This is a genomic window from Roseobacter sp. SK209-2-6 (assembly GCF_000169455.1).
Taxonomy (GTDB): domain Bacteria; phylum Pseudomonadota; class Alphaproteobacteria; order Rhodobacterales; family Rhodobacteraceae; genus Pseudophaeobacter.
In genome coordinates this window covers 147,338-160,704 of sequence record NZ_AAYC01000005.1, presented here as the reverse complement: position 1 = coordinate 160,704, position 13,367 = coordinate 147,338, and the positions used below count along the sequence as shown (strand labels likewise).

Annotated in this window: 13 protein-coding genes and 1 pseudogene; 8 read left to right on the top strand and 6 right to left on the bottom strand. The window is 57.3% G+C overall.

Annotated elements, in window-relative coordinates; all coding sequences use genetic code 11:
- Positions 1–104: 104 nt before the first annotated feature.
- The gene (dgcA, locus tag RSK20926_RS09770) at positions 105–1,070 is read left to right on the top strand and encodes an N-acetyl-D-Glu racemase DgcA (RefSeq protein ID WP_008206288.1); all 966 of its coding nucleotides are present in this window, start codon (positions 105–107) and stop codon (positions 1,068–1,070) included.
- 3 nt (positions 1,071–1,073) lie between these two features.
- Here dgcA and RSK20926_RS09765 read toward each other — a convergent pair whose 3' ends face one another.
- Complete coding sequence (locus tag RSK20926_RS09765) at positions 1,074–2,084, bottom strand: DUF5671 domain-containing protein (protein WP_008206287.1); 1,011 nt, start codon at positions 2,082–2,084, stop codon at positions 1,074–1,076.
- A 184-nt stretch (positions 2,085–2,268) separates the two neighbouring features.
- Here RSK20926_RS09765 and RSK20926_RS09760 point away from each other — a divergent pair, with 184 nt between their 5' ends.
- Positions 2,269–3,129, top strand: coding sequence for a D-amino-acid transaminase (locus tag RSK20926_RS09760; RefSeq protein WP_008206286.1), 861 nt, complete (start codon positions 2,269–2,271; stop codon positions 3,127–3,129).
- 81 nt (positions 3,130–3,210) lie between these two features.
- Here the strand turns inward: RSK20926_RS09760 and RSK20926_RS09755 are convergent, their stop codons facing one another.
- The 3 genes from RSK20926_RS09755 to RSK20926_RS09745 all read right to left on the bottom strand — a co-directional run bounded on the left by RSK20926_RS09755 (position 3,211) and on the right by RSK20926_RS09745 (position 4,742).
- Entirely contained in the window at positions 3,211–3,525 is a 315-nt protein-coding gene (locus RSK20926_RS09755) for a DUF1244 domain-containing protein (RefSeq protein WP_008206284.1), read from the bottom strand.
- 110 nt (positions 3,526–3,635) lie between these two features.
- The gene (locus RSK20926_RS09750; RefSeq protein ID WP_008206283.1) at positions 3,636–3,875 is read right to left on the bottom strand and encodes a DUF6868 family protein; all 240 of its coding nucleotides are present in this window, start codon (positions 3,873–3,875) and stop codon (positions 3,636–3,638) included.
- A gap of 129 nt (positions 3,876–4,004) precedes the next feature.
- The gene (locus RSK20926_RS09745; protein ID WP_008206282.1) at positions 4,005–4,742 is read right to left on the bottom strand and encodes an N-formylglutamate amidohydrolase; all 738 of its coding nucleotides are present in this window, start codon (positions 4,740–4,742) and stop codon (positions 4,005–4,007) included.
- A gap of 129 nt (positions 4,743–4,871) precedes the next feature.
- Here RSK20926_RS09745 and pyk point away from each other — a divergent pair, with 129 nt between their 5' ends.
- The 5 genes from pyk (at position 4,872) to RSK20926_RS09720 (ending at position 7,691) form a co-directional block, all read left to right on the top strand.
- Positions 4,872–6,317: a pyruvate kinase gene (pyk, locus tag RSK20926_RS09740; protein ID WP_008206281.1), complete on the top strand. Its 1,446-nt coding sequence runs from the start codon at positions 4,872–4,874 to the stop codon at positions 6,315–6,317.
- Positions 6,318–6,359: 42 nt separating this feature from the next.
- Positions 6,360–6,581 (top strand): hypothetical protein, encoded by a 222-nt coding sequence (locus RSK20926_RS09735; protein ID WP_008206280.1) that lies wholly within the window; start codon positions 6,360–6,362, stop codon positions 6,579–6,581.
- Between the two features lie 115 nt (positions 6,582–6,696).
- On the top strand, positions 6,697–6,897 hold the full coding sequence (gene rpmI / locus RSK20926_RS09730) for a 50S ribosomal protein L35 (protein ID WP_008206279.1): 201 nt from the start codon (positions 6,697–6,699) through the stop codon (positions 6,895–6,897).
- A 14-nt stretch (positions 6,898–6,911) separates the two neighbouring features.
- The gene (rplT, locus tag RSK20926_RS09725; protein WP_008206278.1) at positions 6,912–7,277 is read left to right on the top strand and encodes a 50S ribosomal protein L20; all 366 of its coding nucleotides are present in this window, start codon (positions 6,912–6,914) and stop codon (positions 7,275–7,277) included.
- 150 nt (positions 7,278–7,427) lie between these two features.
- The gene (locus RSK20926_RS09720; protein WP_008206277.1) at positions 7,428–7,691 is read left to right on the top strand and encodes a hypothetical protein; all 264 of its coding nucleotides are present in this window, start codon (positions 7,428–7,430) and stop codon (positions 7,689–7,691) included.
- Positions 7,692–7,778: 87 nt separating this feature from the next.
- On the opposite strand, the pseudogene RSK20926_RS22695 reads toward RSK20926_RS09720, so the two are convergent.
- Positions 7,779–9,792, bottom strand: a pseudogene (locus RSK20926_RS22695) (DEAD/DEAH box helicase).
- Between the two features lie 482 nt (positions 9,793–10,274).
- Here RSK20926_RS22695 and RSK20926_RS22055 point away from each other — a divergent pair.
- Positions 10,275–12,644, top strand: a complete 2,370-nt coding sequence (locus RSK20926_RS22055) for a putative bifunctional diguanylate cyclase/phosphodiesterase (RefSeq protein WP_008206274.1) — start codon at positions 10,275–10,277, stop codon at positions 12,642–12,644.
- Between the two features lie 5 nt (positions 12,645–12,649).
- Here the strand turns inward: RSK20926_RS22055 and RSK20926_RS09705 are convergent, their stop codons facing one another.
- The gene (locus RSK20926_RS09705) at positions 12,650–13,366 is read right to left on the bottom strand and encodes a CpXC domain-containing protein (RefSeq protein ID WP_157133076.1); all 717 of its coding nucleotides are present in this window, start codon (positions 13,364–13,366) and stop codon (positions 12,650–12,652) included.
- Between the last annotated feature and the right edge of the window lies 1 nt (position 13,367).

Below are 13,367 nucleotides of genomic sequence, written 5' to 3'. Positions count from 1 at the left end.
TCCGGCGGAGGTATTTCTAGCAAAATGAAGACACCGGGGCGCGCTTGGCGCCCTGGTCGGCATATTCTCTGGGAAAACCGGAAACAGGCGCGAAGGACCACAGAATGAAGATCACTGTCACCCCCGATGTATTCAAACTGGCGCAGGTCTTTACCATCTCGCGCGGGTCACGAACCGAAGCCAAGGTGCTGACTGTTCGTATCGAGAAAGAGGGTGTCACAGGCTGGGGCGAATGTGTGCCCTATGCCCGCTACAATGAAACGATGGAGAGCGTCACAGCCGAAATTGAAGGCTTGCCAGCGGAGTTTACCCGCGACGAGTTGCAGGGGTTGCTGCCTGCCGGCGCGGCCCGCAATGCGGTGGATTGCGCGCTATGGGATCTGGAAGCGAAACAAGCGGGCAAGCGGGTCTGGGAATTGGCTGGCTTGGAGGCGCCGGGGGCGGAAATCACCGCCTACACGCTGTCCCTGGCAAGCCCGGAAGAGATGCAAAAGCAAGCGGCGGAGAATGCAGACCGTCCGTTGTTGAAAATCAAGCTGGGCACTGCGGATGATATGCCCCGCCTGGAAGCGGTGCGGGCTGGGGCGCCGGATGCCAAGATCATCATCGACGCCAATGAGGGCTGGTCGGCTGAGGTCTATGCGGAATTGGCGCCGCATCTGGTGCGATTGGGAGTGGAGCTGGTGGAGCAGCCGCTGCCTGCGGGTGAGGATGAGGCCCTGATCGGTATGGAGCGCCCGGTGCCGGTCTGCGCAGACGAGAGCTGTCATGACCGCGAAAGCCTGCCCAAGCTCAAAGGCAAATATGATGTGGTCAATATCAAACTGGACAAGACCGGTGGGTTGACTGAAGCCCTGAAGCTGCGCGAGGCCGCGCTCGCGGAAGGCTATCAGGTGATGCTGGGCTGCATGGTCGGCTCTTCGCTGGCGATGGCCCCGGCCACCTTGGTGGCACAGGGCGCTGTTGTGACCGATCTTGATGGGCCGCTGCTGCTGGCGGAAGATCGTGATGTGCCGCTGCAGTTTGACGCGGCAGGTGTGCACCCGCCATCAGCTGAGCTCTGGGGTTAGAGACTACTCTAGTGTCTCAGCCGTGCAATGGAGGCTTCCTTTTCGATGGATATCGTACAGATTGCTTGCACGGTCAGGAGCCTCCAGTTGGACGCAAATTTCAAAACGGTCCTGCTCCAGGCGCTCATAGGTAATTGCGCTTGCCAGGCCTGTCAGATCTTGCGGTGCGCGGGCGCAGGACATGGGGGCCAGAGTTTCGGGCAGACCTTCGGTTCTGAAACTTTTGCAGGCTGCGATATCTTCCCGGACTATGCGCAACTCGCGGAGGCGAATGTCATCACGGGCCTCTTTTTGCCCCTGCAGTGGTCCGCCACTCAGCCAGAGACTGGTAGAAAGGGCGAGCAGGGTGAGGCCCGCCGCCAGCCAAGCGCCTGGATTGAAACGGGCGACAGGTTCGGTTTGGCGCTCTTGCCGGAAATAGTAGAGCACTGTTCCTGCCATGAGGGCGACGGCTATGGCTTTCACGATGAAGCGTGGGGTCAGTTCGCCGGTCAGGAAAGCATAGATCACATAGATGCTATCGCAGGCGAGCGTCAGCGCGGCCGCCAGCAGGGCAGTGGCGGTCAGCCAACGACGGATTGTGCCAAAGCGGCGTACCGGATTGGCCTGGCTGGCGCGCGCATCCTTCCAATGCAGCCACAGAAAGGCCGGGGTAAAGACCATGACCGCCGCCATCGACCAGCGCAATCCGTTCATCCGGTAGCGAGAGTAGCTATCGCCGGCTTCGGGCATCATAAAGGTTATTACCCCCAGCATCAGATGCATGGCATGGCCTATCATCAGCCCGAAGGCAGCAAAGAGCATGACATAGAACAGGGCGTCCCAGGCGCTGGTCGAACGCTGCGGCCGGGGAACGGCGCCAATGGGCTCACAATAGTCCCATCCAGCAAGCGCTGTCTGAATTTCCAGGCCGGTCCAATCCGCCGCCGCAAGTTGCGCTTCAATGGTTTGACGCGACTGGCCCCGGTTCAAAGCCTCCCGCACAAAGTGGGTCAATTCCGGTGGTTGTTGCATCGGTCAGAATCTCCTCATGAACAGTGTTCAATTTTTCATGAACACCGTTCATCGTCAAGCTTTCCCTTGCGTCGCTTTGCAGCACTTGGGGACGTGAATAGCAAAGTCTCTTGAACAAGGCAGCTTCAATAGTCAAAAGAACGAAGCTGTCTCGATAACCCTAAAGCCCAAGAAAGTAGTGCTCATGACCCGTACTGTTTATGTAAATGGCGAATATCTGCCTGAGGATGAGGCCAAGGTCTCGATCTTTGACCGTGGTTTCCTGTTTGCGGATGCGGTCTATGAGGTGACCTCGGTTCTGGATGGAAAACTGATTGATTTTGAAGGTCACGCCGTGCGTCTGGACCGGTCGCTCAATGAACTCGACATGCCATCCCCCTGCAGCAAGGACGAGCTGCTGGAAATTCACCGCAAACTGGTGGAGCTGAACGGGATTGAAGAGGGGTTGATCTATCTGCAGGTTTCGCGCGGCTCTGACGGGGATCGGGATTTCGTTTTCCCCGCGGAGGGTACGCCTCCTTCGCTGGTGCTGTTCACCCAGAACAAGCCCGGTCTTGCGGATAACCCTGCGGCCAAGAAGGGCGCCAAGATCATCTCCATCGAAGATATCCGCTGGGGCCGTCGTGACATCAAGACCGTGCAACTGCTTTACCCATCCATGGGTAAGATGATGGCCAAGAAAGCGGGCTGCGATGATGCATGGTTGATTGAAGATGGCCATGTGACCGAAGGCACCTCGAACAACGCCTATTTCGTCAAGAATGGCAAGATCGTGACCCGCCCACTGTCCAATGACATCCTGCACGGGATCACCCGCGCCGCAGTGCTGCGCTTGGCAGAAGAGGCGCAGATGGAGATCGAAGAGCGCCTTTTCACCATCGATGAAGCAAAAGAGGCGGATGAGGCCTTTACCACCTCTGCTTCTGCTTTTGTGATGCCTGTGGTGGAGATCGACGGTGTGCAACTGGGCGATGGTACGCCAGGGCCGATCGCGAAGCGCCTGCGCGAGATCTATCTGGAAGAAAGCCGCAAGAAAGCAATCTGATTGCACAGCGACACAAAGAAAAAGCCGCTCATCCGAGCGGCTTTTTTGCGTTTTGGCGCAGGCTTGATCAGCTTTTCTTGATCAACCTTTGTCCGTCACGTTTTCCTTAAACGCGACCTCGAACTCTGCCTGCTTTTCCGGGCTGGCCTCTGTTTGGAAATTCGCCTTCCACTCTGCCATGGTCATGCCGTAGAAGACCTCGCGGGCTTCGTCTTTGCCCATTTCGATCCCCTTCTCATTGGCGGCTTCCTGATACCAGCGGCTCAGGCAATTGCGACAAAAGCCCGCCAGGTTCATCATGTCGATGTTTTGCACATCGGTCCGGTCTTCCATCAGGTGCTTTTGCAGGCGGCGAAAAGCAGCGGCCTGGAGTTCGATCTCTGTTTGCGGATCCATCTTGGCGTCCTTTGGTGAATTTGCGTCCTGTTGTCTGGGTAGCAGGCTGGGCGCATTGGGACAATGCCGGGGCAGGAACACATGAAATCAACTAGGTGGAGGTCGATTGGCTAGATCAGTTTTAGCGCCAGGTAGGGCAGGGCTGCAGTGACCAGGGTCAAGATTTTGTAGCCCGCCAGATAGGTATAGTAGCTCTGCTTGATCCAGCCCTCATCCAGATCAAACAGCTTTGCATGTAGGCTGGCAAGCCCGTCGCGGAACAGGAGTACTGCAAATGTGGACAGGGCCAAAACTGCGAGGTTGAGGATAGTCAGCCAGCCAAAGAATGCGGTTAGTGTTTCCAGCGTCATTTCATGCCTCCTGGAAGGAATAGCGCCTTTCCTAGGACAGAGTTGGGGGGGTGACACCCCCGTTTCAAGTCGTCTGCGGCGCTATGCCCCGGCGGAGAGAAATGCCCCAGCTTTCACAGGCCAGATCTTTCACAGGCCAGAGCGTTCCAGGGCGAGAGGAAGAACCTGAGCCAAGCGCCGCGCCCAGGCCTCCTGGCCGGCCGGCTCTGCTATCAAGTCATTGCGCAACTCCACTAGGGCGTTCGGACGCCCTGCTTTGGTGCCATGGGTGTCGATTGCATCCCCAGGGAGATAGCCTGTGTAGGGTTCATTCACTCCAACGCAGAGATCTTTGTCCTGTTCCAATTCCGAGATCAGATGCGGAGAAAAGGCCTCTCCCTCTGGAAACAGGATGCCAATCTCCCAGGGGCGTTTCGGGCGTCCGCGCAGCTGAGGGGTGAAAGAATGCATCGAGATAATCACGGTGTCTGGCCGTGCTGCAAGTTCGGAAAGCGCGCGGTGATAGGGGCGATGGCACGCGTCAAGTCGCCGCGCCTTCTCTGCCTCATCTGCGTGGCGATTGGCAGGAATGATCGTCCCGTCATACAGCCGCATCAGCAGGGTCGGATCATCCTCGCCGCGGTTGGGGTCGATCACCAACCGTGAGAAATTTGACGCAACAACAGGGGCATCGAGATACTCCCCCAAGAGCTTGGAAACCTCATAGGCGCCAACGTCGTAGGCGATGTGGCGGGCCATATCTTCTGCGGGCAGCCCCAGATCACCGCCGCCAACAAAAGAGGGGACAAAATTGGTGGCGTGATCACAGGTGATCAGCCAGCGGGCGGGCCTGTCGGCCCCGTGCAAAAAGAATGGGGAATATGTCATGGACCTGTCGCTTATTACCGGCGATATCTCTAGAGGAGTTGCGAAAAAAAGCAATCTGAGTGATAAGCCGCATCAGATGTTTGCGTTAACATTCCCCTGACGGGGAGACAGCCAGAAGGAATGCACCCCATGAAACGATCCCGGAATGTGAAGATTGTTGCCACGCTGGGGCCGGCTTCCGAAACCTATGAGACGATCCGCGCTCTGCATGAGGCGGGGGCGGATGTGTTTCGCCTCAACATGTCCCATGGTAGCCATGAAGAAATTGCCGAAAAGTATCGCATCATCCGCCAGGTGGAGCAGGATCTGGAGAGTTCCATTGCGATTCTGGCGGATCTTCAGGGGCCAAAGCTGCGTGTTGGTGTTTTTGCCAATGGATCGGAAGAGCTGGAAGAAGGGGCGAAGTTCCGGCTCGATCTGGATGAGGCAGAGGGGGATGCCACGCGGGTCTGCCTGCCTCACCCTGAGATTTTCCAAGCGCTGGAAAACGGCGCGCATCTCCTCGTCAATGATGGCAAGATCCGCCTGACGGTAGAAAACTGCGGTGCGGATTTTGCCGATTGCATCGTTGAAAATGGCGGAACGATCTCCAACCGCAAGGGGGTCAATGTTCCGGATGTCTTCCTGCCTCTGGCTGCCTTGTCCGAAAAGGATCGGGAAGATCTGGAGTTTGTCTGCCAGCTGGGTGTTGATTGGCTCGCGCTGTCTTTTGTGCAGCGGGCCAAAGATGTGTTTGAGGCCAAGGGGCTGGCAGATGGCCGCGCCTCTGTTCTGTCGAAAATCGAAAAACCGCAGGCGGTTGAGCAATTTGCGGAGATTTTGGACGCATCTGATGGCATCATGGTGGCGCGCGGCGATCTGGGGGTTGAGCTGCCGGTGGCGGCGGTACCGCCGATCCAGAAACGTCTGGTTCGCAAATGCCGCGCGGCTGCCAAGCCGGTGATCGTGGCGACCCAGATGCTGGAAAGCATGATCGAAAGCCCAATGCCAACGCGGGCGGAGGTCTCGGATGTGGCGACCGCCATCTACGAGGGCACCGATGCGATCATGCTGAGTGCGGAATCCGCCGCAGGCCAGTATCCAATTGAAGCGGTGCAAACCATGGATAAGGTCGCAACTGAGGTGGAGGTCGATCCGACATATACCCAGATCATTGCGGCTTCCCGAACTGCAAAGGGCGATAGCATCGCTGATGGAATTGTCGCTGCTGCGCGTGAGATTGCGGAAAAGACGGATATCAAGGCGATCTGCTGCTTCACCCAGAGTGGTACAACTGCGTTGCTGACCGCGCGCGAACGTCCCGGTGTGCCAATCATGGCCCTTACTCCGCTGCACCGCACCGCGCGCAGGCTGGCTCTTAGCTGGGGCTGCAACTGTGTTGTGATCCCAGGGCAGGAACGGTTCAAGGGGGCCGTGGTTTCTGCGGCACGCGCCGCGCGAGCAGGGGGCTTTGCAGAGGCTGGTGATCAGATCGTTGTTACAGCAGGTGTGCCCTTCAATGTGCCGGGCACCACAAACATCCTGCGTGTGGCGCCCTGTGATGAACGTTTGATCTATAGCCTCGATCCAGAGTAGGCTTAACCTCAGGTACTCTGTTAGTTTGTTCTTGAGGTTGAGATGGATACGGATCTGGCTCTTATAGTGGGAATCCTTTTTGGTGCACTGTCGGTGCCCTCCATCCTCTCGGCCATCAGTGACAGTCGTCCGCCTCGGGTCTCATCCCTTATGCTGTTGGCCGGGGTGGGGCTCATCACCTTTGCGGTGCTTCAGAAACCGGGTGGCTATCGGTTGGAACAGGTCCCAGACGTGTTTTTCAGCGTTCTGGGGCGTTTTCTCTGAGATTCCGCTTGCCCTTTGTGGGCAGCTTCCGTAAATCCCCATTCTGTTCGCGTGGCCGGCCCGAAGTGGCATGCCGAGTCGCGCATAGACCGAACCCGCATTGAAGGAGACGGAAATGCCCAAAATGAAGACGAAGTCGAGCGCCAAAAAGCGCTTTAAAGTGACCGCGACCGGTAAGGTCATGGCTGCTCAGGCTGGTAAACAGCACGGTATGATCAAACGTACCAAGAAATTCATCCGCAATGCTCGCGGCACCTCGGAGCTGTCGGCTCCTGACGCCAAAATCGTCAAGGGCTACATGCCCTACGACCGCTAAGAGGAGATTGAGATATGTCCCGCGTTAAAGGTGGAACCACAACACACGCCCGTCACAAGAAGGTCATCAAGGCAGCCAAAGGTTATTACGGCCGCCGCAAGAATACCTTCAAGGTTGCCCGTCAGGCCGTCGACAAGGCCAACCAGTATGCAACCCGCGACCGTAAGAACCGCAAGCGCAACTTCCGCGCGCTGTGGATCCAGCGTATCAACGCTGCTGTCCGCAGCCACGACGAAGCGCTGACATACAGCCGCTTCATCAACGGTCTGAACCTGGCAGGTATCGAAGTAGACCGTAAAGTTCTGGCCGACCTGGCCGTGCACGAGCCCGAAGCCTTTGGTGCCATCGTGCGCCAGGCACAGGACGCTCTGGCCGCCTAAGGCTCCAGACGGATCCCGAATTTGGAAAGGCCGCTCCATCTGGAGCGGCCTTTTTGCTTTGACCCTCTCGTTTGGAAGTGAGGGTGAAATGACATCCATCCTATGCCTGTGGTTGTAAGATTCTGATTTTACAAGGAAGGACTTGGAAGCATGAAGCTTTGGACCATGTGCATCGCAGGTGCGGTATTGCTGGCCGGTTGTAGTGGTGGAAATAGCGTATCCATCGTCACCAAGGGCGGATCTGACGCTGCGATCGAGGTTACAAAACCCCTTATCGAGACATGTTGGAAACAGGCAGGCATCAAGAGTGATCTCTACAAATTCTTGACCCCGCAAGAGGCAGTTGGCCTACGCGCCGGAGGCGTCGTCTCCAAAGAACAGAAGGCGGCATTTGATGCCTGTCTGAAGGCCTAAGGCAGAAAAAGTAATGCCGCCAAGGTTCATGACCTGGCGGCATTGTAAATTTTAAAGTCGCCTAATGTGGCGAGCCATTTTCGCTGACTAGCCTTTGGGGCGGCGTGGCTTGCCTGTTCCAGCCTTTGCAGCGGCCTTGGCTGCTGCGGCGCGGGCTTTATTCTTCTTGCTGTTTGGTTTGCTCTTAGGGGGCGGCGGTCCCTTGGGTCCGGTTTTGCTTTTGGGGCCTGTCTTGGGCTTACCTGCAGGTTTTCCGTCAGCTCTGGTGTCTGGCTTGCTGGCAGCTTTCCCTGCGGGTTTGGCCGGTTTCGCAAAGAAGCTAGGTCCATCTTCGGTGCCTTTGTTGCGCCGGGCTGGCCGGTCAGAGGCATCCTTATAAGGCTTCTTCTCTTTGTAGGGCTTTGAGCCTTCACCGCCACCATAGCTCTTCTCTTGCGCGCCAGCGCCCTCATAGGGGCGTTTGCCGCGATGGCCCGGTTTGCCTCCGGGCTTCCCGCCCGGCTTTCGTGGGCCAGAAGGACGGGCCGCCGGAATATTTGGCGGGGTGTCCAATTTGCGGATCGCGGTGCCATCATCCAGAACCATCTCGGATCCAAGGGTTTGCAGGAACCCTTCGGCCTTTTCTTCGCGGATCTCGGCAAAGCTCTCTTCGCCCTGGATGCGAATGGCGCCAATGTCGCTTTTGGTAATGCCACCAGCGCGGCAGAGCATCGGCAGCAGGCGGCGTGGATCCGCACCCTCGTTGCGCCCCGCAGCAATAGAGAACCAGGTGCTGGGGCCAAAAGGTTCGCGCTTGGTGGGCTTGTCATCCACTTCGGAGAGCTCTTCTGGCGCCGAGCGGCTGGCATTCCACAGGCGCAGGTAGCCAGCGGCCAGTTGCTCTGGGTGAAGGCTGCGTGAGCTGCGCGATCATCTCTTCCTCGCCGCTGCTCTGATCTTCGGTCCAGGAAGGATCGTTGAGCATCCGCTCGGTGTCCTTGCTGCGTACCGCTTCGGCCGAAGGTGCGCCGCCCCAATTGGCGTGCAACTTGGCCATTTTCAGCAGACGTTCGGCCTTCTTTCTGGATTTGGGCGAAACAACCAGCGCGCTGACCCCCTTGCGCCCAGCCCGACCGGTACGGCCCGAACGGTGCAGCAGGGTTTCGTGGCTTGAGGGAAGCTCCGCATGGATCACCAGCTCCAGATTTGGCAGATCGATGCCACGGGCAGCGACATCGGTCGCCACGCAAACCCGTGCGCGTCCGTCGCGCATGGCTTGCAGAGCGTGGGAGCGTTCCGCTTGGGATAGCTCTCCCGACAGGGCAACCACCGCAAAACCACGGTTGGAAAGGCGGCTCAGCAGCCGGTTTACCATCGCGCGCGTGTTGCAGAAGACGATGGCGTTGGGCGCCTCATAGAAGCGCAGCACATTGATGATGGCATTGTCGCCATCCCGCTGCGAAACCAGCATCGCCTGGTAGTCGATATCGCTGTGCTGCGAGGTCTCGGCGACTGTGGAAATCCGTTTGGCATCACGCTGGTAGCTGCGCGCCAGGTGCTCGATCGCCGGGGGTACGGTGGCGGAAAACAGCAGGGTCTGACGTTCTTCAGGAGCTTCGCCCAGGATAAACTCAAGATCTTCGCGGAAGCCAAGATCCAGCATCTCATCCGCTTCGTCCAGAACCACAGCGCGCAGGTCCGACAGATCGATAGAGCCGCGCATGATATGGTCGCGCAGACGGCCAGGGGTTGCGACCACCAGATGGGCGCCGCGATCCAATGCCCGACGCTCATCGCGCATATCCATGCCGCCAACACAAGAAGCAACAACCGCGCCCGCCTCTCCATAGAGCCAGGCCAGTTCGCGTTTTACCTGCAGCGCCAGCTCACGGGTTGGGGCGATGACCAATGCCAGCGGCGCGGCAGCAGCAGCAAATCGATCGTCTTCGCCCAGAACGGTGTCTGCAATCGCAAGCCCAAAGCCAACCGTCTTGCCCGATCCAGTCTGCGCGGAAACCAGAAGGTCACCTGTACCAAGATCGGGGTCGGTGACGGCCTCTTGAACCGGGGTTAGAGAGGTATATCCGCGGCGCTCCAGCGCCAGAGACAGGGTCTGTTTCAATTCGGGATCTGCTTTGTTGTCGGGGCTGGGGCGAAAGGGAGGACGCGCTATAGCGCAGGGCCAGCGGTGGCAATTGGCGGCATATAGGCCATTCACAGCCCACTGTATAGGCCTAAGACAGTGAAGGGCGCATCTCTTTGGGCCAATTGAGCATCCAGAAGCCTGAGCCCCGACGCGACATCGGAATTTCGCGTCAAGTGGTGATATCGGGAAAAATTGAAGTAGAAACCTGACTTCGACGTCAACTGTGCCCGCGCAAGCTGCCCGCCAGACACCTTGATTTAAGACTCTCTTGTCAGGGTGAGCGGGCCGGCTGTGAAGAAAGGTTGTGTTCCAATGAAACGGTTTCGCCTGGCAAGACCTGTTTTGCTTTCCTCTGTTCTCTCTCCCTCTGCTCTTTGCAGCAGGACGGAAACCTATGTACTGAAGCCGGTTGCAGGAGAAATCATCCTCAGCACTCCGGGGACGTGTTGAAGAACAGTATGCGATTTCTCAGATCCCTCACCTTTCGAACCCGCTTGAACCTAGGGCTCCTGTTGCCGCTGGTTCTTTTTGAATTCCTGCGGGTCACGCATGAAGCGCACGACCACGAACAAATGTTCCTGGATGGTTTGGTGCGTGAAAGTGAAATGGCGGCGAACCTGGGTGCAGAGGCCTTGGTGCTACCATTAGGCATGTTCGACCAGCAACGGATTGAGGAAATAGCCGAGGGGATTCTCGCCAAAGGATCCATTGCCCATGTCATGGTCACAGACGCAAAAGGCGAGGTATTGGTCGAACGCACCGACGAGGGCTTTGCTATGGGGGCCGGGGCGCTGCAAGCCAGTGCTGAAATCAGGCAAGCGCCCGCATACGGAGACCTGAAATTAGGGGAAGTGACGGTTGTTGTACCGGAGAGTGCGATAAACGGGCCTTTGAAGGAATCTCTGGAGCATCTTCTGCTGGTTGCTTTGATCGCGCTCTTTCTCTTTTCTGGTGTCGCCTTTTTTGTCGTTTCGGTCCTCTCCCGACCGCTGAGTGATTTGGCGAAAACGGTTGCAGCATTGCGTGACAATGAGCTGGATGGCCCGGTGCCGGATCAGGATCGGCGCGATGAGCTGGGGATGCTTGCCCGCTCGCTGGAACAGCTCCGCCTCGGCAAGATAGAAATGGCGGAACTGCGCGCCGAAAGCGACGAAAGCGCCCGTCGTGAGAATAAGCGCATTTTGAGAGCACTGCAGTCGACCCGTGACGCTGTCCTTCTTGCCGATGAAAACGGTCAAGTGGTGTTCTGCAACCCAAATGCAGAAGCATTCTTTGGCAATGCACGCGCTGGGTATCGGTTGAATTTCCGCACCTGGCTTACAACGGAGCTGGCAGAGAAAGCAGAAAGCCATGTCCTGCGGAAAGAGAATTTTGCCTTTGAAGCGAATATTGTCGACAGCCAATCTGGAGAGGACCTCAGCCTGTTGGTTCGCAGTGGCCCAATTCGGGATGAACATGGGCTGTATCTTGGCACATTGCTTCTGGCTTCGGATCATAGTGATCAGGCCCGCCAGGCTGAATGGGCGCGATACCTGGCTGAGCATGATAGCCTGACAGGCCTGCCGAACCGCCGCCTAATGGAACAGACCTTTCAAAGCTGGCTGCAGGAGGAAGCGGAAGAGGTCTCGATCCTCTTGGCCGATCTTGACCATTTCAAACTGATCAATGACACCCTGGGCCATCCTGCAGGGGATGCTCTGCTGCAGGTGGTCGCGCAGAAGTTCAAAGCCTGCGCCAGTACCTATGTCTTGGCCGCACGCTTGGGCGGGGATGAATTTGCCATCCTGGTCAAAGGCGCTTCCAGCCTGGAGCGATTGACCAATATTGCAGAACGCCTGGTCATTGAGATGTCTCAGCCGCAAGAAATTAATGGCCAGGTCCTGCACACAGGGATGAGTGCCGGTATCGCCACGCTTTCCGGTCCGGACTCAAAGCCCTCAGAAGGGATCCGGCGCGCGGATCTTGCACTTTATGAGGCCAAACGCGCAGGTCGGGGCACGGTTGAGGTTTTCCATGAAGATTTGGAAACAGAAATCAAACGCAAGGCGCTTCTGGAAAGAGAGTTGCGCCATGCCATCGAGCAGGGAGACATCCGCCCTGTCTACCAGATCCAAACCGACCTGAAGACTGGTGAGATCATTGGCTTTGAGACATTGGCCCGCTGGCATCATCGGCAATTGGGGACGGTCTCTCCGGCGGAGTTCATTCCGATTGCCGAGGATAGCGGCCTTATCCGGGAGCTGACACGACAGATGCTGCTGCAGGCCTTCAAGACAACGGCCAAATGGCATGAAATGGGCTTTCGTGGTCGTGTTGCGGTCAATCTATCGCCCAAGCTTTTTGGCTCCAGGGTGGATGAGTTTCTCAATGATTGCCTATATGAGGCGAATTGCCCGGCAGAGGCTGTGGAAGCGGAGATTACTGAAACGGTGGTGCTGGCAAGTGGCCAATCAGCGCTGACGGAAATTCAGGCTCTGCAAGAGTTGGGCGTGACGGTCGCATTGGATGACTTTGGCATGGGATACTCCTCTCTCAGCTATTTGCAGAAGTTCCCCGTGGACAAGATCAAGGTCGACAGCGCCTTTGTATCGAAACTGCCAGAGTCGCAGGAAACAAGGGCAATTGTGGTTGCGATTGCCGAATTGGGGCATGCTCTGGGGATGCGCGTGACAGGTGAGGGGGCCGAAACCGATGAGCATCGCAAATTGCTCAAAGCCTGCAAGGTAGATTACCTGCAGGGCTATTATGATGGCCCGCCCCTTGCGGAGCGGGCGGCAACTGCGCGGCTCTTCCCTAGCCAGGCCGAGCATCTGAATATCGCAAGCTAGCTTTACTAGGCTGCGGCATCATCTTCGGCTGGCACCTCTCCTTCGCCCATAAACAATTTCTGCATGTCTACGAACATCCCTGCCGCCAACATGGCGCGCACCGGCACCCAGGGTTCTGGATTGGCCGCAATCTCATCATAGAGGCGACGAGGGACCTGAAAACCGTTCAGCACCTCCTCGCTTGAGGCTTCGACCCAGATGAAATCCAGAAATTCATCATTGGCGCCGGTGAGCCGTAGTTCGACACCTTCGCGCAGCGGGGCCGAAGGCAGGATCCGCAAGAGATCCAGCTTTGCAACCTCCATCAGGATGTCGTCAAAACCCAATTCTTCCAGGATCAGCTTTTCGCGCATGGCAGGCCAACCAAAAACCAAGCGGGTTTTCAGCGCCTTACCGATGCTCTGTGCGGCAGAGGGGGCCTGGCTGCCATAGCTGGTTTCGAAAACGGCCTGCTTTTCCGCAGCAATCTCCACATGATCCCGCAATTGGCGCGCCGGGAGTGCTGCAATCCACTGGTGACGCCCAGCGTCCAGATAGTTGAAATCAGGTTCCAATCGGAACTCATGCTCGCATTCGCTGCAGGATATGATCTGGAAACGGTTTTCCAGAATCTCATCGCGCAGATCCGCCCGTCGATCGGCATTGACACTGCCAACGGCTTTGCAGGTAAAGACCGCTTTGCAGCTTGGGCATGTCAGGTTCATTTGCACAAATAGTGACATT

Coding starts and splice junctions, on each gene's coding strand:
- dgcA (WP_008206288.1), top strand. CDS start 105: ATGAAGATCACTGTCACCCCCGATGTATTCAAACTGGCGCAGGTCTTT.
- RSK20926_RS09765 (WP_008206287.1), bottom strand. CDS start 2,084: ATGCAACAACCACCGGAATTGACCCACTTTGTGCGGGAGGCTTTGAAC.
- RSK20926_RS09760 (WP_008206286.1), top strand. CDS start 2,269: ATGACCCGTACTGTTTATGTAAATGGCGAATATCTGCCTGAGGATGAG.
- RSK20926_RS09755 (WP_008206284.1), bottom strand. CDS start 3,525: ATGGATCCGCAAACAGAGATCGAACTCCAGGCCGCTGCTTTTCGCCGC.
- RSK20926_RS09750 (WP_008206283.1), bottom strand. CDS start 3,875: ATGACGCTGGAAACACTAACCGCATTCTTTGGCTGGCTGACTATCCTC.
- RSK20926_RS09745 (WP_008206282.1), bottom strand. CDS start 4,742: ATGACATATTCCCCATTCTTTTTGCACGGGGCCGACAGGCCCGCCCGC.
- pyk (WP_008206281.1), top strand. CDS start 4,872: ATGAAACGATCCCGGAATGTGAAGATTGTTGCCACGCTGGGGCCGGCT.
- RSK20926_RS09735 (WP_008206280.1), top strand. CDS start 6,360: ATGGATACGGATCTGGCTCTTATAGTGGGAATCCTTTTTGGTGCACTG.
- rpmI (WP_008206279.1), top strand. CDS start 6,697: ATGCCCAAAATGAAGACGAAGTCGAGCGCCAAAAAGCGCTTTAAAGTG.
- rplT (WP_008206278.1), top strand. CDS start 6,912: ATGTCCCGCGTTAAAGGTGGAACCACAACACACGCCCGTCACAAGAAG.
- RSK20926_RS09720 (WP_008206277.1), top strand. CDS start 7,428: ATGAAGCTTTGGACCATGTGCATCGCAGGTGCGGTATTGCTGGCCGGT.
- RSK20926_RS22055 (WP_008206274.1), top strand. CDS start 10,275: ATGCGATTTCTCAGATCCCTCACCTTTCGAACCCGCTTGAACCTAGGG.
- RSK20926_RS09705 (WP_157133076.1), bottom strand. CDS start 13,366: ATGTCACTATTTGTGCAAATGAACCTGACATGCCCAAGCTGCAAAGCG.